Genomic DNA, 24,420 nt, shown 5'->3' with positions numbered 1-24,420 from the left:
TTGTTGTGAGCGGCTTATGCTAAGTTGGCGAAAAAGCGCATTCCTGACAACAAAGTCATCGGATCCGACATGTTAATCAGCCATTTCCGCCACGGCCCGGTGAGTGCCCATCCGCATGATTACGCGGATGGCGCCCATCAGGCATTGCATCAGCACCACGAAGCGCAGTTGTTGTACGCCGTTTGCGGCACGATGCGGGTGGTCACGACACAGGGCGCCTGGGTCATTCCCCCGACCCGCGCGGTGTGGATCCCGCCCGGGGTGGAGCATGAAATGTTCATGGCGGGCGAGGTACGCACGCGTTCGCTGTTTATCGCCGCCGAGTTGTCACCCGCCAACTTGCAACAGTGCTGCGTGCTGGCGGTAACGCCGCTGCTGCGCGAGCTGATCCTGCGCGCGGTACAAGGCCCGCAACACGCCGAAAACCCGCTGATCCAGCAATTGATGCTCGAAGAAATCGCCGCGCTGGAAAACCTCCCGTTGCACATTCCCATGCCCAAGGACCGCCGCCTGCAAGGTATTTGCCTGGCGTTACTGCGCGCACCGGATCATCCGAACACACTGGAAGACTGGGCGCAGCAGGTCGGCGCCAGTTCCAGAACGCTGGCGCGCTTGTTTCAGCAGCAACTGCAGATGAATTTCAACGCCTGGCGCCAGCAATTGCGCCTGATGGAAGCCCTGCCGCGCCTGCTCGCAGGGGAAAGCGTGCAGAGCGTGGCAGGGGATCTGGGGTACGGCAGCGCCCGTGCGTTCAGCGCGATGTTCCGCCGATTGCTGGGAGAAAACCCACGGGAATACCTGAGTGCGCTGAGCAAACTGAGCGAGCTCAGCCCCTCGTAGAAGCTGCCCGCAGCAAGCGGGCGCCTACAAATCAATGCATTTCGGTGAAGGCGAGTTTCACCCCGATGGCGATCAGCACGACGCCCATGGTCCGGTCGAACCAGTGGCCCATGCGGGCGAACCCGGCGCGAACGCGTTGCTGGCTGAACAGCATCGCCACCAGGCAAAACCAGACCGCCGTCGCCACCGCGAGGTAAACCCCGTATCCCGCCTGTATCGCCAGCGGTGTGTGCGGATTGATCACCACGGTGAACAACGACAGGAAGAACAGCGTGGCTTTCGGATTCAGGCCGTTGGTCACGAACCCCGAAGTGAAGGCGCCGCGTGCGGTGCGCACACCCGCCTCCTTGTGCAGATCGTCCGCCATCGGTTTGGCTGGTTGCGCCCGCAGGGCCTTGAAGCCGATGTACAGCAGGTACGCGGCGGCGGCCCATTTCAAGGCGTTGAACAGCACGATCGATTGCGACACGATCAAACCAATGCCGAGCAGGGAATAGCCGACATGCAGGAAAATCGCAGTGCCGACGCCCAGCGCCGTCCAGGTGCCGGCGCGACGACCGTGGGTCACGCTCTCACGCACCACCACGGCAAAGTCCGGGCCGGGGCTGGCCACGGCCAGCAAATGGATGAGGGCAACGGTCAAGAACTCTGTCCAGTACATGGGGGCTCCTCTGGGGCAAATCAGTTTGAAATGAAATTCATCGGGTTATCGCATTCCCATGTGGGAGCGGGCTTGTTCCGGGCGGTGAGTAACGAATTGTTTCATCTGGTAGGCTCGGCAGATTACGCCTTCAGTTCAATGCACAAAAGGTACAGTTGATGACGAACTCTCGCCGCGCCGTTTTCCTCGACCATCCCTCGCTGGACCTGGGTGATCTCGACCTCAGCCCCCTGCGCGATTGTTTCGACGACTTGCAACTGTTCGCGCAAACCACACCGGATCAGGTCATCGAACGCCTCAAGGGCGCTACCGTCGCCATCAGCAACAAAATCCTGATCGACGCCGCCGCCATCGCAGCCCACCCCGAGTTGAAGCTGATCCTGATCACCGCCACCGGCACCAACAATGTCGACCTCGCCGCCGCCCGCGCCCATGGCGTGACCGTCTGCAACTGTCAGGGTTACGGCACACCGTCAGTGGCGCAGCACACGATCATGTTGCTGCTGAACCTGGCGACGCGCCTGGCCGACTATCAGAAAGCGGTTGGCGAAGGTCGCTGGCAACAGGCGAAACAGTTCTGCCTGCTGGACTACCCGATCGTTGAGCTGCAAGGCAAAACCCTCGGCCTGCTCGGTCACGGCGAGCTGGGCGGCGCGGTCGCCCGGCTGGCTGAAGCGTTCGGCATGCGCGTGCTGCTCGGGCAAATCCCGGGGCGCCCTGCCCGTCCGGACCGCCTGCCGCTGAACGAACTGCTGCCGCAGATCGACGCGCTGACCCTGCACTGCCCGCTCAACGAACACACCCGCCACTTCATCGGTGCCCGCGAACTGGCGTCGATGAAACCGGGAGCGTTCGTGGTCAACACTGCGCGCGGTGGTCTGATCGACGAACAGGCGCTGGCCGATGCGCTGCGCAACGGCCACCTGGGCGGTGCAGCCACGGACGTGCTCAGCGTCGAACCGCCGACTGCCGGCAACCCGTTGCTTGCCGCCGATATTCCACGCCTGATCGTTACGCCGCACAACGCCTGGGGCAGTCGCGAAGCGCGGCAGCGGATCGTTGGCCAGTTGACCGAAAACGCCCAGGGGTATTTCAGCGGTAAGGCGCTGCGGGTCGTCAGTTGATAAACTGCGGCACTTTTTTTCAGGGAGCAGAACATGGATCCGCGCAGTGAAGTACTGCTTCGTCAGGCCGAGTTATTCCAGGGTTCGGTGTTGCTGGCCGGTTTGCCCGCCGACGATTTGCTCGGGCGCCTGCCTGACGCCCGCGGCTGGTGCTGGCACGCCGGTGACCAGGCCGCGCTGGACGCGCGCTTCGCTGGACGCAGCCTGTTCGGCGTGACCGCCCCCGAGCGCGAGTTCGATACGGCGGTGGTATTTCTGCCGAAATCCAAGGACCTCACCGACTACATCCTCAACGCCCTCGCCTCGCGCCTGGCCGGCCGTGAGTTGTACCTGGTGGGTGAAAAACGCAGCGGCATCGAAGGCGCGGCCAAGCAACTCAACCCGTTCGGCAAACCGCGCAAGCTCGACAGCGCCCGGCATTGCCAGCTGTGGCAGGTCACCGTGGCCATTGCGCCAGAAGCCAGATCCCTGGAAAGCCTGGCCCAGACTTATGAGCTGCCGCTGGCCGAAGGCCCTCTGAAAGTCATCAGCCTGCCGGGGGTATTCAGCCACGGACGACTGGATCGCGGCAGTGCGTTGCTGCTGGAGCATCTGGACAAATTGCCGAGCGGTCATCTGCTCGACTTCGGTTGCGGCGCTGGCGTGTTGGGCGCAGCGGTAAAACGTCGTTATCCGCACAATCAGGTCACCCTCCTCGACGTGGACGCTTTTGCGGCCGCCAGCAGTCGCTTGACCCTGGCCGCCAATGGTCTGGAAGCGGACGTGATTACCGGCGACGGAATCGATGCGGCGCCGATGGGTTTGAGCGCAATCCTGAGCAATCCGCCGTTCCACGTCGGCGTGCACACCGATTACTTCGCCACCGAGAATCTGCTGCGAAAAGCGGCCAAACATCTAAAAAACGGCGGCGAACTGCGGCTGGTCGCCAACAGCTTCCTGAAGTATCAGCCACTGATCGAAGAGCACCTTGGCGTGTGTGCGATCAAGGCTGAGGGTCAGGGTTTCCGCATCTACCGGGCCAAACGCGGCTGACAGATTTTTTTAAAAAAGAGGCTTGCCCAATCGGATTTGCCTAGGCAGAATCCGCTCCGTCCTAGGGGAGTAGTCTCCCACGAGCGCCATGCTCGTCCGGCATACGTCAACATACTTGGTCCTCAGACCATGGCGTATGCGACCCCAGCGTCCTCATCAGAAGGATCGCAGGGTTTGACAAGACCTATGACACGAACACCTTACCCGGGGCGGGAAGGCTGTACGTGTCATAGCCGTGTCGACCCGCCCCTTAGGAAAACCCTGATGCTGGATTCACTTCTCGTTCCCACCGCAATCGTTGCCTTGGCCGAAATCGGCGACAAGACGCAACTGCTCGCGCTCATTCTCGCAGCCCGCTTCCGCAAGCCGTGGCCTATCATCGCCGGCATCGTCGCCGCCACTCTGGCCAACCACGCGGCTGCCGGTGCGGTGGGCGCCTGGGTCGGGAGTTTCTTCTCCGATACGATGCTGCACTGGATTCTCGCCGCGAGCTTCACCGCGACGGCGCTGTGGACCTTGGTGCCGGACAAGATGGATGACGACGAAGCCAGCACCGCCCGCAAGTTCGGGCCGTTCCTGACCACGCTGATCGCGTTCTTCCTCGCGGAAATCGGTGACAAGACGCAAATCGCCACCGTGATGCTCGCCGCGCAATACCCGGAACTGTGGCTGGTGATCATCGGCACCACCGCCGGTATGTTGATCGCCAACGTGCCGGTGGTCCTGGCGGGTAACTTTGCGGCGGACAAACTGCCGTTGACGTTGATCCGTCGTTTGGCGGCGTCGGCGTTCTTCATCCTGGCGGTGGTTGCGGTGTACAAGGCGATGCAAAGCAGCGGGTGGGTTTGACAGCGTAAGCCGATCGACCGCGTTATCGTTCATCGCTAGCAGGCTAGCTCCCACAGTTGGAATGCATTCCACCTGCGGGAGCAGCACACATTTGGAATTCATTCCTCTGTGGGAGCTGGCCTGCCAGCGATGAGGCCCTTATCGACGATGAATCAACATCAGGATTTAGGCGCTTTCTCGTACAACGGCATCACCTTCGGAATCGCCGCCTGCAACGAGGCAATCCGACTGGTCGACGCTGGGTGCGTGCTCATGAACTCCGGTGGCGAACCTTCCGAGGCCTTGCTCATCTTGTTCCACAAGGTGATTGCGGCATTCGGGTTGTAACCGGCGCGAGCCGCCAGCTCCAGACCGATCAGGTCCGCTTCGTTTTCGTTGGCGCGGCTGTTGGGCAGCGTCATGCCGTAGTTGGCCACGGTGTCTGCCAGGGCCAGGCTGTCCTGACCCAGACCGAACAAGGCACCCGCGCCCTGCTTCGCCATCTCGATACCGTAGGCCTTGGACATCGCTTCACGACCATGCTCGCGCAGGGCGTGGGCGATTTCATGGCCCATGACCGCCGCGATTTCATCGTCGGTGAGTTTCAGGCTGTCGATCAGCCCGGTGTAGAAAATGATCTTGCCGCCAGGCCCGCAATTGGCGTTGAGCTCGTCGCTCTTGATCAGGTTGACTTCCCATTTCCACTGCGCCGAATCCGGACGGAAAACCGGCGCCTGGGCAATCAGCCGATCGGCAATCGCCTGGACACGCTTGGCCTCGCTGCTGGTCTTGTCCAGCACGCCCTGGCTACTCGCCTCGCCAACGGTCTTTTGATAAGACTGGGCGTACATCTGGTTGACCTCGTCCGTGGACAACATGCTGAACATGTACTGCTTGCGCTCGACGCCCACGGCACCGCCACTGGTGGTGTTGACCGACTGACACCCGGCGAGCAACAGACCCGCACCCAGAGCACCCACAACCCATCGCTTGTTCATCAACAGAACTCCCTGAAATCATGCCGCGTATCCTAGGCGCCGAAGTGTATCGGCGCCAGATACAACCGATAGTCAGACGCCAGATTCGGATAAAACTCCCGACTCCGTAGGAAAAAATTCACATAACCGCTTCCACCACGTCCAGTAATGGCTGGCGATGATCCATTTGCGACATCAACCACTCTAAAACAGCCAATTCGCCGAGACGCCCTCATGGCCGTCAGGCCCTCTGCCGATACAGCACCGCAGATGTCCTCTTGCGTGCGGAGCACCCATGAAATTCAAGTCGATCCAGTTTTCTGTGGCGGCCCTGGCCGGCGCCATCGTTCTAAGCGTCGTGGCGGCGCTGGTGCTGTACGCGCTGTTTTCCGGGGCACGGACCCAGGACATGGTGCAGGAGCGGACCCAGGCACAATTCGAGCAAGTCATCGAGCAGCGCCTGACCTCCCTGGCGCAAACCCAGGTCAGCCAGATCCAGCGCGAACTCGAAGCGCCGCTGTTGATTGCCGGCGGACTGGTGCGGGTCAACGCCTTGATCGGCACACCGGGTGCCGACGGCCAGCCGCAATTGAGCCTGAGCCGTGAGCAGCTGATCAGCCTGATCAAGGAAAACGTCAGCAAAAATCCGAAAATCCTTGGCACTTACATTGGCTGGGAACCCAACGCCCTCGACCACAATGACGCCGCTTACATCGACACCAAGGTCGTGGGCATCGACGCCAAGAACGGCCGCTTCCTGCCATGGTGGTTCCGCAACGCAGACGGCACGCTGGGCCTGGACAAACTGGTAGACGTCGACGACCAGAAAACCCTGTCCACCGGCATCCGCGCCAGCGAGTACTACCTGTGCTCGAAAGAGACCAGCAAATCCTGCGTGATCGATCCGGCGCCCTACAAGGTCGGCGACAAGATCGTCATGCTCGCGTCCTTCATTGAACCGATCATGCTCAATGGCACCTTCCAGGGCATCGTCGGCGCCGACCTGTCGGTGAACTTCATCCAGGAAATGCTCCTGGGCGCGAACCAGAAACTCTATAACGGCTCGGGCGTCATGGCCCTGATTGGTGGCAACGGCCGGATCGTCGCCTACACCAAGGACCCGAGCAAATTCGGCGAGAAGGTCAGCGACATCCTCGACAGCCAGCAGATTGCCAACATGGCCAATCTCAAACGCGGCGAGGTGACCTACAGCGTCGACAAAGCCCAGGGCCGGATCGAGTTGTACCTGCCGTTCGGCATTGGCCAGACCGACGCCCGCTGGACGCTGATGCTGCAACTGCCGCTGGACGCGGTGATGGCCGACCTGCAAAAACTTCAGGCCGACCTCAACACCCAGCGCAAATCCGACACCTTCGGCATGGCCATGGTTGGCCTGTTGATCGCCGGCATCGGCTTGCTGGTGATCTGGCTGGTGGGCCACGGCATCGCTCGCCCGCTGAAACAGATGGTGGCCATGCTCGATGACATCGCCAAGGGTGAAGGCGATTTGACGCGCCGCCTGACCAGTGATCGCGCCGATGAGCTGGGCTCGATTGCCAAAGGCTTCAACACGTTTCTCGCCAAGTTACAGGCGATGATCACCCAGGTCGTGACCTCCGTGCAGAGCGTCAGCGATTCGTCGGAACACACCGCCGACATCGCGATTCGTACCAACATCGGCGTGCAGAAACAAATGGCCGAGATCGATCAGGTCGCCACCGCGGTGCATGAAATGACCGCCACCGCCCAGGACGTGGCGCGCAACGCGACCCAGGCGGCGCAAGCGGCCAGCCATGCCGACCAGGCTGCGTCCGAGGGCAAGCAGATCGTGCTGGACACGTCGAATTCGATCCATGTGCTGGCCGTGGAAATCGGCAAGGCCGTGGGCGTGGTGCAGACCCTGGCCAAGGACAGCGAGAACATCAACGCGATCCTCACCGCCATTCGCGGCATCGCCGAACAAACCAATCTGCTGGCGCTGAACGCGGCCATCGAAGCGGCGCGCGCCGGTGAACAGGGCCGTGGGTTCGCGGTGGTGGCCGATGAAGTGCGCAACCTGGCGCAGAAAACCCAGAAGGCGACCGAAGAAATCCAGACCATGATCCAGCAATTGCAACAAGGCACGCGGGATGTGGTGCGGGTGATGGAGGACAGCCAGAACCGTACCGATGAAAGTGTGCAGCATGCAGCGAAAGCCGCCGAAGCGCTGGATGCGATCACACAGGCGGTGTCGGTGATCAATGACATGAACACCCAGATTGCCAGTGCAGCCGAGGAACAGAGCGCGGTGGCGGATGACATCAACCGCAACGTGATCAACATCGGGCAAGTGGCCAATGAGGTTGCGGGCGGCGCGGATGAGTCGAGCGCGGCGAGTGCGGATTTGACCAAACTGGCCGAGCAGCAGCGGCGCCTGATCAATCAGTTCAAGGTTTGATCCGAGGCCCCTTCGCCAGCGAGCCCGCCCCCACAGGTTTTGTGAACGCCACAAATCCCGGTGGGAGCGGGCTTGCTCGCGAAAAGGCCACCCCATCAACCCGGGGTCAAACACTCCGGCCCATTCAACTTCGGATCATTCACCAGATTCGCCAACACCCGCTCGCGCAACACCGCGGGCTCACTGGCCAGCAAACCTTGCAACACATGCAAGGGCGTCTCGGGATCGAGCCAGGCGTCCTGCTGCGCCGCATCGAGAATCAAAGGTCGACGCTGACTCGCCGCCGGTTGCGTGATCACGGCCGTGCTCAACCACACCTGTTCCTGCACCGGATACGCTTCCCAGATCGCCGCAAAAAACAGCGCCGAGCCCTCCCCCGGCGTCAGCCAATACGGGCGTTTGCGGGCGCTGCCGCGCCACTCGTAAAAGCCGTTGGCCGGCAGCAGGCAGCGACGCTCACGCAGCGCCTGACGAAACATCGGTTGCTCGGCCACGGTTTCGGCGCGGGCGTGGGCCGGGGTGCGGGACAGATCGGTCAGCCACGGCGGCGTCAAACCCCAGCGCGCACGGGCCAGCTCGCGCCGGCCATCGACACCGGCACGCAGCATCAACACCGAATCGTTGGGGGAAATATTCCACTGGGCCTGCTGATCGGCGGGGAAGCCAGGCAGGGCCGCGAAGGCGGGGTTCCAGCGAAACAGGGCATAACGTCCACACATGGGGCAACACGACTCTTGATAAAACGAACGCCAGCCTAACAGACCAGCGTGCCGGGGAAGCTGTCCGGTTCATCGCCGGGCATTGGTAGCGCGGCATTGTACGCAGTGATCAACTCCCGGGCGTAGGCGGCCTGGTCGTTATCGACCGACAACCCCAACAGCCCGAAGATCGGCAGCTCCCCGCTGCCACCGAGCAAATCGCGCCCGACCAGATGTGCCTCGATGCCCTCGCTGGCCAGCATGCTTTGCAGCAACTCGCCTTCCATCAGGTTTTCCGGTTCATAGATTCGCTGCATGAAGCGCGCCCCCTTTAATACGGCGTTTCATTCGTTTTCACTGTGAACGTCAAGCAACCATTCCTGACCATCAGTCTGCAGGACAAACGTGATAGGGCGGCAACACACCGGACAATCCTCGATATAGGTCTGATCGCCACCGGACAAATCCAGCACGGCCTCAGCCTCTTCCCCACAATACGGACATTCGTAGCGCTCGGTTTCCAGCATCGCGGTCTCCCGGGTGACTTGTGCGTATAATCGCCGGTCTATTTGCAGGGCTATTTTGTCTGACTACCTTTTCAGACCGTGCCCCGTTGGTTTTCGATCAAAACCTTTACTTACCCTAGCCGTTTCTAACAAGAGAGCATGATGGGCGAATTCGATGCCATCCGACCTTACGACGACAGCGAAGTCCCAGCGGTGCTGCACCGGCTGCTCGGCGACAAGGCGTTTCTAGATATCCTCATCCATTTCCGCTTCCCGCGTTACGCCGGTGCCTTCGGCTGGATGCTCAAACCTCTTATAGCTCACCGGTTGCGCCGTGAATTCGCCGGCATCAATTCGGTGGCCACGCTGCAGGACAAAGTCGAGTACTACGTCGACCACACCATCGAACGCGCCACGGACGGTGTGACGTACACCGGCGTCGAGCAGTTCAAGTCGGGCAGCGCTTACCTGTTCATCGCCAACCACCGCGACATCGTGATGGACCCGGCTTTCGTGAACTATGCCGTGTATCACGCCGGCCTGCCGACACCGCGCATCGCGATTGGCGACAACCTGCTGCAGAAGCCCTTTGTCAGCGACCTGATGCGCCTGAACAAGAGCTTCATCGTGCACCGTTCGATCACCGGTCGCCGGGAAAAAATGGCGGCGTACCAGTTGCTGTCGGCTTACATCAATCACTCGATCCGTCATGATTGCGCCTCGATCTGGATCGCCCAGGCCGAAGGCCGGGCCAAGGACGGTGACGACCGCACCGAATCGGCGATCCTCAAGATGTTCCACATGAGCCGCAAGGACGAGCCGTTCGGCGAAGTCATTCGTTCGCTGAACGTGACCCCGGTGTCGATCAGCTACGAATATGACCCGTGCGACCAGGCCAAGGCGCGTGAGCTCTACATTCGCGCCACCACCGGCAGCTACAGCAAAGTGCCGGGCGAGGACGATGTGAGCATCGCCAAGGGCATCACCGGCTACAAGGGCCGCGTTCATGTGAACTTTGCCGCACCGATCACCGAGCTGTTCGAAGACACCAAGCAGTTGGCAACCGAAATGGACAAGCAGATCCTCGGCGGCTATCGCCTGTTCCCGGTGCACTACCTGGCGTATGCGCAGTGGAAGGATGCTGACCCGCAGTTGCAGGTGCCGACGGCCGCCGAAGTGTTTGCCGCCGACGAGCTGGCCAAGGCCAAGGAAGAATGGCAACGGCGCCTGGACGCCTGCCCGGAAGAGCATCGGCCGTTCCTGGTGCTGCAATACGCTACGCCAGTGCGCAATCAGTACCGGGTGAAGGCCGGGCTGCCGCTATAGCAATGGCCTGAGCGCCTATTCTGCAGGAGCGAGCTTGCTCGCGAAAAATGTCCAGGTACCGCGTTGCGTGATCGTTGACGAGAATCGCGAGCAAGCTCGCTCCTACAGAGGGTTGTGTGTGTGCGGGTTCAGAAGCGTGTGCTGATCCACGACACCAGCAACGCCAGCCCAAGGCAGGCAAAGCCGAAACGGTAGAAAAACCGGTTCATGCGCAAGGTCGCCCAATCGAGGACCGGTTCTTCGCTGGGACGACTCTGACGCTGTTCCGCCAGACTGGCCTGCGCGCGTTGTTCGCGGCGACGCGTGGCGTGCAGCAACCAGCCGCCCGGGAAGGCGAACAGCAAGGCCAGCAGGTTGATCAACTTGGCAGGATGGGCGGTAAACAGCGTCATCAAATGCAGCGACATCACGAACCTCGGACAAAACAGGTGTGGCAGGCGCCGGACCGACGACCGCGGCGCGGATTCTACCGAAAGCCGTCCCTGCTGCCCGCGTTTTACGACAAATAACCCACCATTTGGCAGATTCCTGTCTTGCGTCACGGCTTCGTCATCTGCATCCGTCAGTCTCTCGGCCCATCAAAACCGACACGGACACCGTCATGCTGCACGCCGAAAACCAGGACCGCCTCTACCTCATCGCCCAGAGCGACGAACAACAAGCCTTAGTCGGCAGCCTTGCCTTCAACGTTCAGGATCGCCATTGGCTGGTGTATTGCGCACTGGGCGGGCATCAGCATGCAGATTTGCCGGAGGCGGATTTGCTGACGGGGGTGAGTGTGCTGGATTTCTATTCCGAAGCGGCCTGACCGACCGCTACCTGTAGGAGCGAGCTTGCTCGCGAAAAACGTAAGGGCGCCGCGTTTATTCAAATTGCACGCGTCATCGTTCACGTCCATCGCGAGCAGGCTCGCTCCTACAAGGGGCTCGGGTTATTCGCCGAGGATCTGACCCACGGTCGGGTCCTTGAACAGGCGCGTCAGCGCATCGCTCAACACATCGCTGACCAGCTTGGTGTTGGTTTCCTGGTTCGGCGCCATGCCGAAGCGCTGGTCCAGGGAGGCCCCGTAACGACCGCTGTAGCGGCGGTTGGCGTTCTGCACGTCGGAGCGGAAGGTCGCGCCGATGGTCGCCTCGGTCACGTACATGCCTTCCTTCGGCGACTGATACTTCAGCTCGGCCAGGGTCACGGTCAGTTGCGGGGCATTCATCGCATTGGTAGTTGGGGTGAAGCCCAGCAGACGCACGGCCGCTTCAGCCTGAGCCTGCAACTTCGGCAGGATCTGCGCGCCCTGCACCGTGATCGCGCTGGTCTCCGGATACAGGCCGCCACGGGTGCCCAAGGTCGGCGAAGGACGACCGTCCACCACACGCACCACCACGGGTTGGCCATGGCCGACCGGTGCCAGCTGAGTGGTCAGCTTCGGTTCCGGGTTCAGTTGTTGCGGGCTGTGGGCGCAGCCAACCAGCGTCAAGCTGGTCACAGTAATCAAACCGAACAACAGGCGTTGCAACATGCTCATCTCTCCAGAATCAGGCCAGAATCAGGCACAAACAGACCGGCAGTATAGCGGTGCGCTACAGCGGCGAACCAGCGCAACCATCAAGGCAAAACAAGGAAAGGTCTGACACATCTTTCAGATCCGGATCGTGTCACACAGATGTCACCGCCCATACACTTGCATGTCACGCCGCCCTGACAATCTTCACCACAGTCACCCTATCAAGGTACTTCGTCATGCGTTACCTGATCTCGCTGTTCGCGCCCCGCCCATTGCACCGCTGCTTCGTCCTGCTCGACCGCAATGGTCATTGCCAGGCGTTCAAGCAGTGCAGCCTGCAGCCAATGGGCGATGGCTGGGTCGAAATCGAAGAAATCCGCCTCAACTGGCTGCACCATCCGCTGCCTGCCAGCGCCCGTATCAGCCAGCGCCAACCGCGCGCCCGGGCGCAGCAGTGGCTGGCCACCTGACCAGACGCCTAATAAAAGTCATTAAACACGTCCATTTCCCTGCGTTTCTTAGATACAATCTCCCCCCGATTATAAGGACGTCTCCTGATCGGGCCTCGCAGCATCGTCAATGCTTCGGTATTGGCACCCCGCACCGCCCACAGAGAGCCGCCCACACAGATCGAGTGAAGCTGGCGCGCTTGCTGTTCCCTTGGCAAAAACCCCGCTTTTCGCGAATCTGCAGAGCTGTCATTACGCTCGGTCACTGAGCTGTTTGCCCGTTTTGCCGGTCATGTATCCCATGGCGGCAATCCATCCGGGCACGGTGCCAGGCTGGGGCAGCCCTTTTTTGAGGTTCACGTCTTCAAAAGAGCGTGAAAAAAACGGGTTTTCACAACTTCACAAGAGTGTGGCGAGCAAATGAATAGTTTTGCGTCTGAATATGCACCATTAGCGTCTGGAACAGCCCAACGACACAGGACCGAGTACGCCTCGAACACCGGAGCCTGAAGCCTGTCCGCTACGGATTTGGTTGCACAAACGGATGTCTCGACCATAAGTCGAATTGCCAGTCGCGCGTTGAAGTGAGTTCATAGACCTCATTGACCCGGCCGGTAGCGTCCGTCGAAGTTGCGATAAATTGCGAAGATTCGGACATGGCGACACTGCCATGAGTACCTGGGGCATCACTGACACGCCCCGGAACGCTTGGCAGCCATGCCGACAATTTGGTGCTGCAGATTTTGGAGACGCGTTAAATGGCGCATAATGAAGCAGTCGACGTAGTACTGGTTGGGGCCGGCATCATGAGTGCCACCCTTGCAGTACTGCTCAAAGAGCTCGACCCCGCGATCAAGCTGGAAGTCGTCGAGCTGATGGATTCCGGTGCCGCGGAGAGTTCGAACCCGTGGAACAACGCCGGTACCGGTCACGCCGGGCTGTGTGAGCTCAACTACACGCCGCAGGCCGCCGACGGCACCGTCGACATCAAGAAAGCCGTGCACATCAACACCCAGTTCGAGGTGTCGAAGCAGTTCTGGTCCTACCTGACCAAAAAAGGCACCTTCGGTTCGTGCAAGTCCTTCATCAGCCCGGTTCCGCACCTGAGCTTCGTGCAAGGTGACAACGGAGTGTCCTTCCTCAAGGAACGCTTCAACGTGCTGAGCAAGCACCACGCCTTTTCCGACATGGAATACACCGAAGACAAGGCGAAAATGGCCGAGTGGATGCCATTGATGATGCCGGGCCGGCCGGCGGATGAAGTCCTCGCGGCGACCCGCGTGATCAATGGCACCGACGTCAACTTCGGCGCACTGACCAACCAACTGCTCAAGCACCTGACCAGCGCACCCGATGCCCAGGTCAAGTACTGCAAACGCGTGACCGGCCTGAAGCGCAACAACGGCGGCTGGACCGTCAGCATCAAGGACGTCAACAGCGGAAACACCCGTGAAGTCGACGCCAGGTTCGTCTTCCTCGGTGCGGGCGGCGCGGCATTGCCGTTGCTGCAGGCGTCGGGCATCGAAGAAAGCAAAGGCTTCGGCGGCTTCCCGATCAGCGGCCAATGGCTGCGTTGCGACAACCCGGAAGTGGTCAAGCACCACCAGGCCAAGGTCTACAGCCAGGCCGCCGTGGGTTCGCCACCGATGTCCGTGCCGCACCTGGACACCCGCGTGGTCGACGGCAAGAAATCCCTGCTGTTCGGACCGTATGCCGGTTTCACCACCAAGTTCCTCAAGCACGGTTCCTTCATGGACCTGCCGCTGTCGGTTCGCGCCGGCAATATCGGACCGATGCTGGCCGTGGCGAAAAACAACATGGACCTGACCAAATACCTGGTCAGCGAAGTGATGCAGTCGATGGAGCAGCGCCTGGATTCCCTGCGTCGTTTCTACCCTGAGGCGAAAGCCGAAGACTGGCGCCTGGAAGTGGCCGGCCAGCGGGTGCAGATCATCAAGAAAGACCCGAAAAAGGGCGGCGTCCTGCAGTTCGGTACCGAACTGGTGGCTGCCAAGGACGGCTCCCTCGCGGCACTGCTCGGCGCTTCGCCTGGCGCGTCGGTCACTGTTTCGATCATGCTGGAACTGATCGAGAAATGCTTCGCAGCCAAGGCGTCCGGCGAGTGGGCGGCCAAGCTGGCGGAAATTTTCCCGGCCCGTGAAAAGGTTCTGGAAACCGATGCTGCGCTGTATCGCAAGATCAACACCCAGAACAACATTGCGCTGGAACTGGTTGAAGAAAGCAGCGAGACCCCAAGCTTCGCTTGATTTGGCCGCATAAAAAACGCCCCGCTCCTGTAGGAGCGGGGCGTTTTTTTGTGCCTGTGGAAATTTAACCGCGAGCTTTTTCGATCAGTTCGATGTACTCGGCCGCGTTGCGCTGATCCTTGATCAGGGTCACGAAATCATTGCCGTGCTCGTCCTTGCCGTTCACATCCAGACCCGCTTCAACGAAGAACACCAGAAAACGCTCGAAGTCGTCGATGCGCAGGCCACGGTAAGCCTTGATCAGCTTGTGCAGGGACGGCGAAGTGGCGTCGACCGGCTCGAAATCGAGAAACAACTTGATCTGCTCATCGCCGATCTCGTCACCAATCACTTGTTTCTTATCTTTACGCATTGCCGACTCCAGCTCGCAGACATATCACGGGGCGGGCAGTTTACCCCTCAGTGGCCGCAGGGCTCAACGCGAACGAACGGCGCCGGTGTGCAGGTCGGCCCAGACATGGCCGTTGGCGTAGCTGAGGAACTGGCAATACACCGTGTCATTGCGCAGCAAGTCGATGACCACGCGGTACTGCGCCACCGGGTAAAACAGCGTCAGGGTTTTGCTCTTCTCGTCGTAGATCGGCTTTTTCAGGCTTTTGCTTTCGCCGTCGAAGTTGACCAGCACCTGATTGATGGTCGCGCCCTTGTTCAGGGATTTGCCCTTGAGGCGGACCAGCAACGGCGACGTCACCGGGATGGGTTGTTGGGTGGACTGGCGCTGACTGCCGACCACCACCGAATACTCGGTGACCTGCAGCAACTGTTGCTGCTCGGGCTCGCCCTCGCGCAGGGACAGGTCATCGGGAGGCAGGAACTGCGCGTGCATCGGCGCGGGAGCGGCGGACAGCGGCAGGCTGAGGGTCAGTAACAGCGCGGCGCAGCAACGGATCAACGGTTTCATCAGAGGGCTCCGGTGTGGACGTTTCCCCCTGTGGGAGCGAGCCTGCTCGCGATGATTGCCGGCACGCCGCGGGGTGTCAGGCCGCCAACGTTATCGTTGACGACCATCGTCGGAACGCCGCCCGGAGCAGGCTCGCTCCTACGGGGGTCGGGGGTGTGAGCGGACGAAAATGATCAGTCGAACTGCGCGCGCATCCACGCGTGATATTCGGCCACGCCCGGCTCGCCTTCGCGCGGCGCCCAATGCGCCAGTTCACCCTCGCCCACCGGACGGTAAGGACCGGCCTTGCACTCGAACATCAGGCTGTCGGCTTCCAGCACCACCATGCCATGGAACACGCCAGGCGGCAGGTCCACACCGACGCACTCGCCACCGGCCTGCAGGATTTGCTTGCGCACCACCGCGCCGGTCTCGTCAAAGATCAGCAGGCCAAGCCGTCCCTTAAGAATCAAGACGGTTTCAGCCTTCGTGTCCTCCAGGTGCCGATGCGGCGCAATGTAGGTGCGCGGCTGCAACCCCACCGCCATGCGATGGCAAGCATCTTCCATCTGGTGAAAGTTGTGGTGCTGGCGACCACGGGGGTTGGCCGCGGCTTTCTCGGCCAATTCAGTGAACAGCGTTTGATTCAGAAAGCGCGGCGTACTCATGGTTTACATTCCTTTAACAGCAAAAATCCCGTTGGCGTTACGCCAGTAGCCTTTGTAGTCCATGCCGTAACCGAAAATATAGCGGTCGATGCACGGCAGGCCGACGAAATCGGCTTTCAGGTCCGGACGCGCCTTGCGGTCGTGGTCCTTATCGATCAGCACGGCGGTGTGCACTTTGCGTGCGCCGGCGTGCTTGCAGAAGTCGATGATCGCACCCAGGGTGTGACCCTCATCGAGGATGTCGTCGATGATCAGGACGTCACGGTCAATGAAAGAGACTTCCGGCTTGGCCTTCCAGAACAGGTCACCGCCGCTGGTTTCGTTGCGATAACGGGTCGCGTGCAGGTAGGACGCTTCCAGCGGGAATTGCAGATGGGTGAGCAGTTTGCCGGCGAAAATCAGGCCGCCGTTCATCACGCAGAACACCACCGGGTTAGTGTCCGCCATCTGTTCGTTGATGTGCGCACCGACGCGGGCGATGGCCGCTTCGACTTCAGCTTCGGTGTACAGGCAGTCAGCCTCTCGCATGATTTGACGGATATGCTCGAGATCAGCGGACATGGTGCTCTCCAAGGGGTGGCGGATGCAGGAAAAGCGGGCAAAGGTACGCATCCCGCACGGTCAGATCAAGCGTTTGTGGACTAACGTACTCTATGTCTATAGGACAACACCCTCGGATAGATTAATCTAGGCCGGTTTTTTTGCCCGCCGCCGGAGCCTTTCCCATGCCCATCCTCGAGATCCGCCATCCGCTGATCCGTCATAAACTTGGCCTGATGCGCCGCGCTGACATCAGCACCAAGAATTTCCGTGAGCTCGCTCAGGAAGTCGGTGCCCTGCTGACCTATGAAGCCACCAAAGACCTGCCGCTGGAAACCTATGATATCCAGGGCTGGGCCGGCACTGTGTCGGTCGAGAAAATCGCCGGCAAGAAAATTACCGTGGTGCCGATCCTGCGCGCCGGTATCGGCATGCTCGAAGGCGTGCTGAGCCTGATCCCGGGCGCCAAGGTCAGTGCCGTCGGCGTGGCCCGCAACGAAGAAACGCTGCAGGCCCACACCTACCTGGAAAAACTGGTCCCGGAAATCAACGAACGCCTGGCGATGATCATCGACCCGATGCTCGCCACCGGCAGCTCCATGGTTGCCACCATCGACCTGCTGAAAAAAGCCGGTTGCCGCGACATCCGCGCCATGGTGCTGGTGGCCGCCCCCGAAGGCATCGCCGCGGTTGAGAAGGCTCACCCGGACGTGACCATCTACACCGCTTCCATTGACGAAAAACTCAACGAACACGGTTACATCATCCCAGGCCTGGGCGATGCCGGTGACAAGATCTTCGGCACCAAGCAGAAGGACGCGTGACCATGCAGCAAGAGTTCAACGATCCGCTCTGGCGTACGGTGCTGTCCGGCGCCCAGATGCTGTTCGTGGCGTTTGGCGCGCTGGTATTGATGCCGCTGATTACCGGCCTCGACCCGAACGTGGCGCTGTTCACCGCAGGTCTGGGGACGATTCTGTTCCAGATCGTCACCGGGCGTCAGGTGCCGGTGTTCCTCGCTTCCAGCTTTGCCTTCATTACCCCGATCATCCTCGCCAAGGGCCAGTTCGGCCTCGCGGCGACCATGGGCGGCGTGATGGCGGCGGGTTTCGTCTACACCTTCCTCGGCCTCGCCGTGAAGATCAAAGGCACCGGCTTCATCGACCGGTTGCTGCCCCCGGTGGTGATTGGCCCGGTGATCATTTCGATCGGCCTGGCCATGGCGCCGATCGCCGCCAACATGGCGATGGGCAAGGCCGGCGACGGCAGTGAGCTGATCCATTATCAGACCGCAATGCTGATCTCGATGCCGGCGCTGCTGACCACGCTGATCGTCGCGGTGTTCGGCAAAGGCATTTTCCGCCTGGTGCCGATCATCTCCGGCGTGCTGGTGGGTTTCGCGATGGCGTTCTATTTCGGCGTCGTCGATACCGCGAAGATCGCCGCCGCTCCATGGTTTGCCATCCCGCACTTCACCGCGCCGGAGTTCAACTGGCAGGCGATTCTGTTCATCGTCCCGGTAGCCTTGGCCCCGGCCATCGAGCACATCGGCGGGGTGATCGCCGTGGGCAGCGTGACCGGTCGCGATTACCTGAAGAAGCCAGGCCTGCACCGCACGCTGCTCGGTGATGGGATTGCCACCACCGCCGCTGGTCTGTTCGGCGGTCCGCCCAACACCACGTACGCCGAAGTGACTGGCGCGGTGATGCTGACCAAGAACTACAACCCGAAAATCATGACCTGGGCGGCGATCTTCGCCATCAGCCTGGCGTTCATCGGCAAGTTCGGCGCGCTGCTGCAAAGCATTCCGGTGCCGGTGATGGGCGGGATTTTGTGCCTGCTGTTCGGTTCGATCGCGGCGGTGGGGATGAACACGCTGATCCGTCACAAGATCGACCTGGGCGAAGCACGCAACCTGGTGATCGTGTCGGTGACGCTGGTGTTCGGCATTGGCGGCGTGCTGGTTGGCACCGGCACCGGTCCGGACGATTTCGGCCTCAAAGGCATCGCGCTGTGCGCGGTGGTGGCGATTGGTCTGAACCTGTTGCTGCCGGGGAATGACAGCTGGAAGCACAAGAAGGCGGATGAGCCGTTGTTGTAATGGCTTGAGGCTAGGGTTGCCCGTTCGATAGCTTTCGCGAGCAAGCCCGCTCCCACATTGGATGTGTGAATACGGGCTTGCTGCGGGCGGCGATCCGACGACGCTTTACAGCGCCAACGGCGCCCTTTCGCACAACGCATTCAACGCTCGCGCCCACTGCGGATCATCGTTGAGGCACGGCACCAGCACCAACTCCTCGCCCCCCGCTTCGCGGAACTGCTCCTTGCCGCGATCGCCGATCTCTTCCAGGGTTTCGATGCAGTCGGCCACGAACGCCGGGCACATCACCAACACCTTCTTCACGCCCATTCCGGCCAACTCATCCAGACGCGCCTCGGTATAGGGTTCGATCCACTTGGCCCGCCCCAGACGGGACTGGAACGACACCGACCATTTGCCGTCCGCCAGCCCCATACGCTTGGCAAACTCGGAGGCCGTGCGCAGGCATTGCGCGCGGTAACACGTCGCCAATACGTCGGGCGAAGCGTTCTGGCAGCAATTTTCGTTTTTGAAACAATGATGGCCCGTCGGGTCGACCTTCGTCAGGTGGCGCTCCGGCAATCCGTGGAAGCTCAGCAACAGGTGATCGTGATCCTGCTCAAGATGCGGCTTGGCACTGGCCACCAAGGCATCGAGATACTCCGGCTGATCGTAGAATGGCTCGAGAATCGAGAACTGCAGGTCGAGTTTCTTCTCCCGCACCACCCGTTTGGCTTCCTCGATCACCGTGGTCACGGTGCTGTCGGCGAACTGTGGATACAGCGGCGCGAGGGTGACGCGCTTGTGGCCCTGGGACGCGAGCTGCACCAGCTTCGTTTCAATCGACGGCTCGCCGTAACGCATCGCCAGCTCCACCGGCCCGTGGCTCCAGCGCATGGCCATCGCTTGTTGCAAGCGACGACTGAGCACCACCAGCGGCGAGCCCTCCTCCCACCAGATCGAGGCGTAGGCGTGAGCCGACTGCTCCGGGCGCTTGATCAGGATCAGCGACACCAGCAAGCGCCGCACCGGCCATGGCAGGTCGATCACATACGGGTCCATCAGAAATTGATTGAGGTAACTGCGCACATCCGCCACCGACGTGGAGGCAGGCGAACCCAGGTTGACCAGAAGCAACGCGTGATCGGTCATGCAACGTCCTATTTCAAAGGCGGCCGGACAAGTCGTCCAGAGCCGCGCGCAAATCAGTGAACTGGAAGCTGAAACCCGCCTCCAGCAAGCGAGCCGGCAGGGCCTTCTGGCCGCCCAGCAACAGCAATGACAACTCGCCCAGGCCCACTTTCAAGGCCAGGGCCGGCATCGGCATGAACGCCGGGCGGTGCAGCACGCTGCCCAGCGTCTTGGCAAATTCGCGATTGCGCACCGGTTTGGGCGCGCAGGCATTATAAGGACCGCTGGCGCTTTTCTGATGCAGAAGAAAATCAATCAGGGCGATTTGATCGTTGATATGGATCCACGGCATCCACTGCCGACCATCGCCCAGAGGCCCGCCCAGCCCCAGTTTGAACGGCAGCAACAGCCGCGACAAAAAGCCGCCATCGGCGGACAGCACCAGGCCGGTGCGAATGAAGATCACGCGAATGCCCATCGTCTCGGCGCGTTGCGCGGTTTCTTCCCAGGCGATGCACAACTGACTGGCGAAATCGTCGATGACGGGTGGAGAGTCCTCGGTCAGTTCCCGTTCACCGCCGTCGCCGTACCAGCCCACCGCGGAGCCGGAGATCAACAGCTGCGGTTTTTGCTCGCGGCTTTCCAGCCACACCAGCAGGGTTTCGGTGAAGGTGATACGGCTGCTCCAGAGCAAGGCCTTGCGCCGCGACGTCCAGGGCCGATCGGCAATCGGCGCACCGGCGAGGTTGATAATCGCGTCGACCGGCTCCTGCCCCAGGTCTTCCAGACGGCCGACGCCGCGCACGTCGGTGCCACAGATTTTCGCGACTTTTTCAGGCGTGCGGCTCAAGACGGTCAGACGATGGCCCTGGCTCAACCAGTGTCGACAGAGCTGACGTCCTATCAAACCAGTACCGCCGGTCAGCAATATGTGCATGACTTCTTCCTCGCGTGGCGTTTTACCTTGATCACTAGTCTATTTTTATAAGCAGGGATCTTTGGTATCGGGCAGGCTCTGTGTTTAACAATAGGCCAAGCTGTCAGAACGAGAACGCTAAAAGTTATACCAAAAAACAATATTGTACAGGTTTAATCCACGGCGTAGTCTGTACAGAAAGGTAAACGAGGCCCCTATGACTGTACCTATCGCAATCATCGGCACCGGCATCGCCGGACTCTCAGCCGCCCAGGCCCTTACAGAGGCCGGGCATGTCGTTCAACTTTTCGATAAGAGCCGCGGCAGTGGCGGACGCATGTCGAGCAAGCGCAGCGATGCGGGCGCCCTGGACATGGGCGCGCAATATTTCACCGCCCGCGACCGCCGCTTCGTCACCGAGGTCCAGCGCTGGCAAGCCAACGGCTGGGTCGCCGAGTGGACGCCGCAGCTCTACACGTTCCACGGTGGCCAACTGAATCTGTCGCCGGACGAACAGACCCGCTGGGTCGGTACGCCGCGCATGAGCGCCATCACCCGCGGCCTGCTCGGGGATTCGGAAGTGCATTTCGCCTGCCGCATTACCGAGGTCTATCGCGGTGAAGAACACTGGCATCTGCAGGACGCCGAAGGCTTCACCCACGGCCCGTTCAGCCACGTGATCATCGCCACGCCCGCGCCTCAGGCAACAGCGCTGCTGGCCTCGGCGCCGAAGCTCGCCGGTGCCGCTGCCGGGGTCAAAATGGACCCGACCTGGGCCATCGCGCTGGCATTCGATACACCGCTGGATACCCCCATGGAAGGCTGCTTCGTACAGGACAGCCCGCTCGACTGGCTGGCCCGCAACCGCAGCAAACCGGGACGTGACAACACCCTGGACACCTGGGTGCTGCACGCCACGAGTGCCTGGAGCCGGCAGCACATCGACTTGTCCAAGGAAGCGGTGATCGAGCAATTGCATGGCGCATTCGCCGAGCTGCTGCACAGCGCCATGCCGGCGCCGACCTTCAGCCTGGCCCACCGCTGGCTCTATGCTCGCCCTTCCAGCAGCCACGAGTGGGGCACGCTGGCCGACGCTGATCTGGGCCTTTATGCCTGTGGCGACTGGTGCTTGTCCGGTCGCGTCGAGGGTGCATGGCTCAGTGGCCAGGAAGCCGCCCGCCGCCTGCACCAGCACCTGCAATGAATCGCATCAATCCGAGCAAATTGCTGCTGTCGAAATGGACAGCAGCCCATCCGCAAAACCGCGAAAAACATTTTTTAGTGACCGAATTGTTCCGCGATGAGGAAGGCACGGTGGTGGATGTCGAGTTGCAGGCAGTGCTGACCCAGCGCAGCGAGCGGCTCGATTGGCAGACGCTGAAAAACAGCGAGGCCTGGATCCTCGGCTGGAAATAACCCCCTGTAGGAGCGAGCTTGCTCGCGAAAAACCTGAGAGCGCCACAGGGTGTCAGTCTTCCAGCGTTATCGTTGGCGACCATCGTCGCAACGCCGCCCGGAGCAACTCATCCCTACAAGGCCCCCGAGAAACTTATACAAACAATTTGACTTGTACACCTTTGAATCTATGATGGAAGAATGTTGTACAGAATAAATATTCTGTACAGGTTCAGATTCGAGGTGCTCCGATGCCCCACGCCAGCGTGAAACCGAAAATCGCCATCAGCGCCTGCCTGATGGGTGCCGAGGTGCGCTTCAACGGCGGGCACAAGGAATCGCGACTGTGCAGCCACACCCTTGCTGAATATTTCGAGTTCGTCCCGGTGTGTCCGGAGGTCGCGATCGGTCTCGGCATTCCTCGGCAGCCGATCCGCTTGGTAGGCGACGCGGCGCATCCCGAAGCCGTCGGTACCGTGGACCCCGAACTGAATGTCACCCGGCCGCTGGCTGATTACGGCGAGAAAATGGCTGCCGAGCTGGGCGATATCTGCGGGTACATCTTCATGCAGAAGTCACCGTCGTGCGGTCTGGATCGGGTCAAGGTCTACCACGCCAACGGATCACCGGTGGACGGTGGTGGTCGGGGGATCTATGCCCAGGCCTTCTGTGCCCGGCATCCGGACCTGCCGGTGGAAGAAGACGGCCGGCTCAACGATCCGGTGCTGCGGGAAAATTTCCTCACCCGCGTGTTTGCCTACAGCGCCTGGCAGCAATTGCTGCAAGAAGGCCTGACCCGTCGCGGCCTCATCGATTTCCACTCGCGCTACAAATACCTGCTGATGGCCCACCACCCGGTGCATTACAAAACCCTGGGCAATCTGCTGGGCAACATGGGCCGTAGCGATCCGAAAGAGCTCGGCCCACGCTATTTCAGCGAATTGATGGCGGCGCTGAAAAAGTGCGCCACGCGCCGCACCCACACCAACGTCCTGCAACACCTCAGTGGCTATCTCAAGCAAGTCATCAGCGCTGAAGACAAACAGGAAGTGCAGCACGTCATCGGCCAGTACCGACACGGCATCGTGCCGTTGGTAGTGCCGCTGACGCTGCTCAAACACTACTTTCGCCAACACCCGGACCCATACATTGCGCAACAGGTTTACCTGCAACCGCACCCGGAAAACCTCAGCCTGCGAAACGCGATCTAATGAAGAACTCCATCGACAGCAGCGCTGGCGAAGACCTCGGCGCCGACTTCAAAAAGGCCCTCGACGAAGGCTGGCTGCCGATTCGCGAAGTCGCTCGGCAGACCGGCGTCAACGCAGTCACCTTGCGTGCCTGGGAACGACGTTATGGCCTGATCGTGCCGCAGCGCACACCGAAAGGGCATCGCCTGTTCAGCGCCGAACATGTGCAACGCATCCTGACGATTCTGACCTGGCTCAATCGCGGCGTGGCCGTCAGCCAGGTCAAGCAGCTGCTCGACACGCCCCAGGCATTCACAGAATCGGTGGAGAACGACTGGCAAGTGTTGCGCAGCACCTTGTTGCAAGCCGTCACGCAGCTTAATGAGCGCGCCCTTGACGACACCGTCAACCAGGCGATCGCGCTGTACCCGCCGCGTACGTTGTGCGAACTGCTGCTGATGCCGTTACTGGCTGAACTGGAACAACGCTGGCAAGGCCAATTCGGCGCGCAGATGGAGCGGGTGTTTTTTCACTCCTGGCTTCGCAGCAAATTCGGCGCCCGCATCTACCATAACAACCGTCAATTGCGCGCCGCACCGCTGCTGCTGATCAATCACTCGGACCTGCCGCTGGAACCTCATCTGTGGCTGACCGCGTGGCTGGTCAGTAGCGCCGATTGCCCCGTGGAAGTGTTCGACTGGCCGCTGCCGCCGGGCGAACTCGCATTGGCGGTCGATCACCTGCAACCCCGTGGCGTTCTGCTGTATTCCAGCAAGGCCATGAACCTTTCGCAGCTGCCAAAACTGTTGAATGGCGTCCGCTGCCCAAAAATGATCGCCGGACCAACGGTATGCATCCACCACGCCGAGTTGTCCGTAAAAACTTCAGAGATCGCTGATCTGTTCCTGGCCGAAGATCCTTTGTCGGCGCATCAGGGCCTGGTTCAGCGCGGGTTGGTTTAATGATGGGCGCAC

At 60.8% G+C, this 24,420-nt stretch carries 28 protein-coding genes, 2 pseudogenes and 1 riboswitch; of the genes and pseudogenes, 16 read left to right on the top strand and 14 right to left on the bottom strand.

What is annotated here, in order from left to right; genetic code table 11:
• Positions 1–69: 69 nt before the first annotated feature.
• Entirely contained in the window at positions 70–840 is a 771-nt protein-coding gene (locus tag NTD84_RS16855) for an AraC family transcriptional regulator (protein WP_262167558.1), read from the top strand.
• Between the two features lie 31 nt (positions 841–871).
• On the opposite strand, the gene NTD84_RS16850 is transcribed toward NTD84_RS16855, so the two are convergent.
• Positions 872–1,501, bottom strand: coding sequence for a LysE family translocator (locus NTD84_RS16850; RefSeq protein ID WP_262167556.1), 630 nt, complete (start codon positions 1,499–1,501; stop codon positions 872–874).
• A gap of 158 nt (positions 1,502–1,659) precedes the next feature.
• On the opposite strand from NTD84_RS16850, the gene NTD84_RS16845 reads away from it, so the two are divergent.
• The 3 genes from NTD84_RS16845 (at position 1,660) to NTD84_RS16835 (ending at position 4,506) form a co-directional block, all read left to right on the top strand.
• A complete protein-coding gene (locus NTD84_RS16845) occupies positions 1,660–2,625 on the top strand; it encodes a 2-hydroxyacid dehydrogenase (RefSeq protein ID WP_262167554.1) in 966 nt (321 codons plus the stop codon).
• Positions 2,626–2,658: 33 nt separating this feature from the next.
• On the top strand, positions 2,659–3,657 hold the full coding sequence (locus NTD84_RS16840) for a class I SAM-dependent methyltransferase (protein WP_262167552.1): 999 nt from the start codon (positions 2,659–2,661) through the stop codon (positions 3,655–3,657).
• Positions 3,658–3,709: 52 nt separating this feature from the next.
• A riboswitch (yybP-ykoY riboswitch) is annotated at positions 3,710–3,832 on the top strand.
• A gap of 89 nt (positions 3,833–3,921) precedes the next feature.
• Entirely contained in the window at positions 3,922–4,506 is a 585-nt protein-coding gene (locus NTD84_RS16835) for a TMEM165/GDT1 family protein (RefSeq protein ID WP_262167549.1), read from the top strand.
• A 158-nt stretch (positions 4,507–4,664) separates the two neighbouring features.
• Here NTD84_RS16835 and NTD84_RS16830 read toward each other — a convergent pair whose 3' ends face one another.
• Complete coding sequence (locus tag NTD84_RS16830) at positions 4,665–5,483, bottom strand: M48 family metallopeptidase (RefSeq protein ID WP_262167548.1); 819 nt, start codon at positions 5,481–5,483, stop codon at positions 4,665–4,667.
• A 274-nt stretch (positions 5,484–5,757) separates the two neighbouring features.
• Between NTD84_RS16830 and NTD84_RS30105 the strand changes: the two are divergent.
• Together NTD84_RS30105 and NTD84_RS30100 are read left to right on the top strand one after the other, a co-directional pair.
• A pseudogene (locus NTD84_RS30105) lies at positions 5,758–7,044 on the top strand (HAMP domain-containing protein); the annotation flags it as partial.
• A 12-nt stretch (positions 7,045–7,056) separates the two neighbouring features.
• A complete protein-coding gene (locus NTD84_RS30100) occupies positions 7,057–7,899 on the top strand; it encodes a methyl-accepting chemotaxis protein (protein WP_410017364.1) in 843 nt (280 codons plus the stop codon).
• Between the two features lie 95 nt (positions 7,900–7,994).
• Here NTD84_RS30100 and NTD84_RS16820 read toward each other — a convergent pair whose 3' ends face one another.
• The 3 genes from NTD84_RS16820 to NTD84_RS16810 are packed head-to-tail and all read right to left on the bottom strand — an operon-like array spanning position 7,995 to position 9,124.
• Positions 7,995–8,618 carry an SOS response-associated peptidase gene (locus NTD84_RS16820; protein ID WP_262167544.1) on the bottom strand — a complete coding sequence of 208 codons (624 nt, stop codon included), beginning with the start codon at positions 8,616–8,618 and terminating at the stop codon, positions 7,995–7,997.
• 35 nt (positions 8,619–8,653) lie between these two features.
• On the bottom strand, positions 8,654–8,914 hold the full coding sequence (locus NTD84_RS16815; protein WP_262167542.1) for a DUF2007 domain-containing protein: 261 nt from the start codon (positions 8,912–8,914) through the stop codon (positions 8,654–8,656).
• A gap of 27 nt (positions 8,915–8,941) precedes the next feature.
• Complete coding sequence (locus tag NTD84_RS16810; RefSeq protein WP_262167539.1) at positions 8,942–9,124, bottom strand: CPXCG motif-containing cysteine-rich protein; 183 nt, start codon at positions 9,122–9,124, stop codon at positions 8,942–8,944.
• A gap of 138 nt (positions 9,125–9,262) precedes the next feature.
• On the opposite strand from NTD84_RS16810, the gene NTD84_RS16805 reads away from it, so the two are divergent.
• On the top strand, positions 9,263–10,429 hold the full coding sequence (locus NTD84_RS16805) for a 1-acyl-sn-glycerol-3-phosphate acyltransferase (protein WP_262167536.1): 1,167 nt from the start codon (positions 9,263–9,265) through the stop codon (positions 10,427–10,429).
• A gap of 128 nt (positions 10,430–10,557) precedes the next feature.
• Here the strand turns inward: NTD84_RS16805 and NTD84_RS16800 are convergent, their stop codons facing one another.
• On the bottom strand, positions 10,558–10,836 hold the full coding sequence (locus NTD84_RS16800) for a hypothetical protein (protein WP_262167534.1): 279 nt from the start codon (positions 10,834–10,836) through the stop codon (positions 10,558–10,560).
• A gap of 194 nt (positions 10,837–11,030) precedes the next feature.
• Here NTD84_RS16800 and NTD84_RS16795 point away from each other — a divergent pair, with 194 nt between their 5' ends.
• The gene (locus NTD84_RS16795) at positions 11,031–11,237 is read left to right on the top strand and encodes a hypothetical protein (RefSeq protein ID WP_262167532.1); all 207 of its coding nucleotides are present in this window, start codon (positions 11,031–11,033) and stop codon (positions 11,235–11,237) included.
• A 123-nt stretch (positions 11,238–11,360) separates the two neighbouring features.
• Here NTD84_RS16795 and NTD84_RS16790 read toward each other — a convergent pair whose 3' ends face one another.
• A complete protein-coding gene (locus tag NTD84_RS16790; RefSeq protein ID WP_262167529.1) occupies positions 11,361–11,945 on the bottom strand; it encodes a YajG family lipoprotein in 585 nt (194 codons plus the stop codon).
• Between the two features lie 221 nt (positions 11,946–12,166).
• Between NTD84_RS16790 and NTD84_RS16785 the strand changes: the two genes are divergently transcribed.
• Together NTD84_RS16785 and mqo are read left to right on the top strand one after the other, a co-directional pair.
• Complete coding sequence (locus NTD84_RS16785) at positions 12,167–12,400, top strand: hypothetical protein (protein WP_262167527.1); 234 nt, start codon at positions 12,167–12,169, stop codon at positions 12,398–12,400.
• 737 nt (positions 12,401–13,137) lie between these two features.
• Positions 13,138–14,646, top strand: a complete 1,509-nt coding sequence (gene mqo / locus NTD84_RS16780; protein ID WP_262167526.1) for a malate dehydrogenase (quinone) — start codon at positions 13,138–13,140, stop codon at positions 14,644–14,646.
• A 64-nt stretch (positions 14,647–14,710) separates the two neighbouring features.
• Here mqo and NTD84_RS16775 read toward each other — a convergent pair whose 3' ends face one another.
• The 4 genes from NTD84_RS16775 to NTD84_RS16760 all read right to left on the bottom strand — a co-directional run bounded on the left by NTD84_RS16775 (position 14,711) and on the right by NTD84_RS16760 (position 16,755).
• Positions 14,711–14,998, bottom strand: coding sequence for a PA4642 family protein (locus NTD84_RS16775; protein ID WP_262167524.1), 288 nt, complete (start codon positions 14,996–14,998; stop codon positions 14,711–14,713).
• Between the two features lie 63 nt (positions 14,999–15,061).
• Positions 15,062–15,547, bottom strand: a complete 486-nt coding sequence (locus NTD84_RS16770; RefSeq protein WP_262167523.1) for a hypothetical protein — start codon at positions 15,545–15,547, stop codon at positions 15,062–15,064.
• 173 nt (positions 15,548–15,720) lie between these two features.
• A complete protein-coding gene (locus NTD84_RS16765; RefSeq protein ID WP_262167520.1) occupies positions 15,721–16,194 on the bottom strand; it encodes a WbuC family cupin fold metalloprotein in 474 nt (157 codons plus the stop codon).
• Between the two features lie 3 nt (positions 16,195–16,197).
• Positions 16,198–16,755: a hypoxanthine-guanine phosphoribosyltransferase gene (locus NTD84_RS16760; RefSeq protein WP_008025895.1), complete on the bottom strand. Its 558-nt coding sequence runs from the start codon at positions 16,753–16,755 to the stop codon at positions 16,198–16,200.
• Positions 16,756–16,919: 164 nt separating this feature from the next.
• On the opposite strand from NTD84_RS16760, the gene upp reads away from it, so the two are divergent.
• Both upp and NTD84_RS16750 read left to right on the top strand, forming a co-directional pair.
• Positions 16,920–17,558 carry a uracil phosphoribosyltransferase gene (gene upp, locus NTD84_RS16755; RefSeq protein WP_262167516.1) on the top strand — a complete coding sequence of 213 codons (639 nt, stop codon included), beginning with the start codon at positions 16,920–16,922 and terminating at the stop codon, positions 17,556–17,558.
• Positions 17,559–17,560: 2 nt separating this feature from the next.
• Complete coding sequence (locus NTD84_RS16750) at positions 17,561–18,835, top strand: uracil-xanthine permease family protein (RefSeq protein ID WP_262167514.1); 1,275 nt, start codon at positions 17,561–17,563, stop codon at positions 18,833–18,835.
• A gap of 105 nt (positions 18,836–18,940) precedes the next feature.
• Here the strand turns inward: NTD84_RS16750 and hemH are convergent, their stop codons facing one another.
• Both hemH and NTD84_RS16740 read right to left on the bottom strand, forming a co-directional pair.
• Positions 18,941–19,966, bottom strand: coding sequence for a ferrochelatase (hemH, locus tag NTD84_RS16745; protein ID WP_262167511.1), 1,026 nt, complete (start codon positions 19,964–19,966; stop codon positions 18,941–18,943).
• A 13-nt stretch (positions 19,967–19,979) separates the two neighbouring features.
• A complete protein-coding gene (locus NTD84_RS16740; RefSeq protein ID WP_262167508.1) occupies positions 19,980–20,882 on the bottom strand; it encodes a TIGR01777 family oxidoreductase in 903 nt (300 codons plus the stop codon).
• A gap of 196 nt (positions 20,883–21,078) precedes the next feature.
• On the opposite strand from NTD84_RS16740, the gene NTD84_RS16735 reads away from it, so the two are divergent.
• Together NTD84_RS16735 and NTD84_RS16730 are read left to right on the top strand one after the other, a co-directional pair.
• Positions 21,079–22,065 carry an NAD(P)/FAD-dependent oxidoreductase gene (locus NTD84_RS16735; protein WP_262167505.1) on the top strand — a complete coding sequence of 329 codons (987 nt, stop codon included), beginning with the start codon at positions 21,079–21,081 and terminating at the stop codon, positions 22,063–22,065.
• A complete protein-coding gene (locus tag NTD84_RS16730; protein WP_262167502.1) occupies positions 22,062–22,277 on the top strand; it encodes a TIGR02450 family Trp-rich protein in 216 nt (71 codons plus the stop codon). The genes NTD84_RS16735 and NTD84_RS16730 overlap by 4 nt, the downstream gene beginning before the upstream one ends.
• 5 nt (positions 22,278–22,282) lie before the next feature.
• On the opposite strand, the pseudogene NTD84_RS16725 reads toward NTD84_RS16730, so the two are convergent.
• Positions 22,283–22,360, bottom strand: a pseudogene (locus tag NTD84_RS16725) (outer membrane lipoprotein carrier protein LolA); the annotation flags it as partial.
• Positions 22,361–22,507: 147 nt separating this feature from the next.
• On the opposite strand from NTD84_RS16725, the gene NTD84_RS16720 reads away from it, so the two are divergent.
• Together NTD84_RS16720 and NTD84_RS16715 are read left to right on the top strand one after the other, a co-directional pair.
• Positions 22,508–23,467: a YbgA family protein gene (locus NTD84_RS16720; RefSeq protein ID WP_262167500.1), complete on the top strand. Its 960-nt coding sequence runs from the start codon at positions 22,508–22,510 to the stop codon at positions 23,465–23,467.
• Positions 23,467–24,408, top strand: a complete 942-nt coding sequence (locus NTD84_RS16715; protein WP_262167498.1) for a MerR family transcriptional regulator — start codon at positions 23,467–23,469, stop codon at positions 24,406–24,408. The genes NTD84_RS16720 and NTD84_RS16715 overlap by 1 nt, the downstream gene beginning before the upstream one ends.
• Positions 24,409–24,420: the final 12 nt, after the last annotated feature.

This window comes from Pseudomonas sp. 14P_8.1_Bac3 (assembly GCF_025466085.1).
Taxonomy (GTDB): Bacteria; Pseudomonadota; Gammaproteobacteria; order Pseudomonadales; family Pseudomonadaceae; genus Aquipseudomonas.
Note: the sequence above shows the minus strand (reverse complement) of the source record. Positions and strands in the feature narration are given on the sequence as shown.

Bases quoted from the DNA above. Each gene is read 5' to 3' on its own strand.
- NTD84_RS16800 (WP_262167534.1), bottom strand. From the start codon at position 10,836: ATGTCGCTGCATTTGATGACGCTGTTTACCGCCCATCCTGCCAAGTTG.
- NTD84_RS30100 (WP_410017364.1), top strand. From the start codon at position 7,057: ATGATCACCCAGGTCGTGACCTCCGTGCAGAGCGTCAGCGATTCGTCG.
- NTD84_RS16715 (WP_262167498.1), top strand. From the start codon at position 23,467: ATGAAGAACTCCATCGACAGCAGCGCTGGCGAAGACCTCGGCGCCGAC.
- NTD84_RS16735 (WP_262167505.1), top strand. From the start codon at position 21,079: ATGACTGTACCTATCGCAATCATCGGCACCGGCATCGCCGGACTCTCA.
- NTD84_RS16805 (WP_262167536.1), top strand. From the start codon at position 9,263: ATGATGGGCGAATTCGATGCCATCCGACCTTACGACGACAGCGAAGTC.
- NTD84_RS16835 (WP_262167549.1), top strand. From the start codon at position 3,922: ATGCTGGATTCACTTCTCGTTCCCACCGCAATCGTTGCCTTGGCCGAA.
- NTD84_RS16830 (WP_262167548.1), bottom strand. From the start codon at position 5,483: ATGAACAAGCGATGGGTTGTGGGTGCTCTGGGTGCGGGTCTGTTGCTC.
- NTD84_RS16795 (WP_262167532.1), top strand. From the start codon at position 11,031: ATGCTGCACGCCGAAAACCAGGACCGCCTCTACCTCATCGCCCAGAGC.
- NTD84_RS16810 (WP_262167539.1), bottom strand. From the start codon at position 9,124: ATGCTGGAAACCGAGCGCTACGAATGTCCGTATTGTGGGGAAGAGGCT.
- NTD84_RS16850 (WP_262167556.1), bottom strand. From the start codon at position 1,501: ATGTACTGGACAGAGTTCTTGACCGTTGCCCTCATCCATTTGCTGGCC.
- NTD84_RS16730 (WP_262167502.1), top strand. From the start codon at position 22,062: ATGAATCGCATCAATCCGAGCAAATTGCTGCTGTCGAAATGGACAGCA.
- NTD84_RS16750 (WP_262167514.1), top strand. From the start codon at position 17,561: ATGCAGCAAGAGTTCAACGATCCGCTCTGGCGTACGGTGCTGTCCGGC.
- NTD84_RS16760 (WP_008025895.1), bottom strand. From the start codon at position 16,755: ATGTCCGCTGATCTCGAGCATATCCGTCAAATCATGCGAGAGGCTGAC.
- upp (WP_262167516.1), top strand. From the start codon at position 16,920: ATGCCCATCCTCGAGATCCGCCATCCGCTGATCCGTCATAAACTTGGC.
- NTD84_RS16790 (WP_262167529.1), bottom strand. From the start codon at position 11,945: ATGTTGCAACGCCTGTTGTTCGGTTTGATTACTGTGACCAGCTTGACG.
- NTD84_RS16765 (WP_262167520.1), bottom strand. From the start codon at position 16,194: ATGAGTACGCCGCGCTTTCTGAATCAAACGCTGTTCACTGAATTGGCC.
- NTD84_RS16840 (WP_262167552.1), top strand. From the start codon at position 2,659: ATGGATCCGCGCAGTGAAGTACTGCTTCGTCAGGCCGAGTTATTCCAG.
- NTD84_RS16740 (WP_262167508.1), bottom strand. From the start codon at position 20,882: ATGCACATATTGCTGACCGGCGGTACTGGTTTGATAGGACGTCAGCTC.
- NTD84_RS16845 (WP_262167554.1), top strand. From the start codon at position 1,660: ATGACGAACTCTCGCCGCGCCGTTTTCCTCGACCATCCCTCGCTGGAC.
- NTD84_RS16775 (WP_262167524.1), bottom strand. From the start codon at position 14,998: ATGCGTAAAGATAAGAAACAAGTGATTGGTGACGAGATCGGCGATGAG.
- NTD84_RS16820 (WP_262167544.1), bottom strand. From the start codon at position 8,618: ATGTGTGGACGTTATGCCCTGTTTCGCTGGAACCCCGCCTTCGCGGCC.
- NTD84_RS16720 (WP_262167500.1), top strand. From the start codon at position 22,508: ATGCCCCACGCCAGCGTGAAACCGAAAATCGCCATCAGCGCCTGCCTG.
- NTD84_RS16815 (WP_262167542.1), bottom strand. From the start codon at position 8,914: ATGCAGCGAATCTATGAACCGGAAAACCTGATGGAAGGCGAGTTGCTG.
- NTD84_RS16855 (WP_262167558.1), top strand. From the start codon at position 70: ATGTTAATCAGCCATTTCCGCCACGGCCCGGTGAGTGCCCATCCGCAT.
- hemH (WP_262167511.1), bottom strand. From the start codon at position 19,966: ATGACCGATCACGCGTTGCTTCTGGTCAACCTGGGTTCGCCTGCCTCC.
- NTD84_RS16770 (WP_262167523.1), bottom strand. From the start codon at position 15,547: ATGAAACCGTTGATCCGTTGCTGCGCCGCGCTGTTACTGACCCTCAGC.
- mqo (WP_262167526.1), top strand. From the start codon at position 13,138: ATGGCGCATAATGAAGCAGTCGACGTAGTACTGGTTGGGGCCGGCATC.
- NTD84_RS16785 (WP_262167527.1), top strand. From the start codon at position 12,167: ATGCGTTACCTGATCTCGCTGTTCGCGCCCCGCCCATTGCACCGCTGC.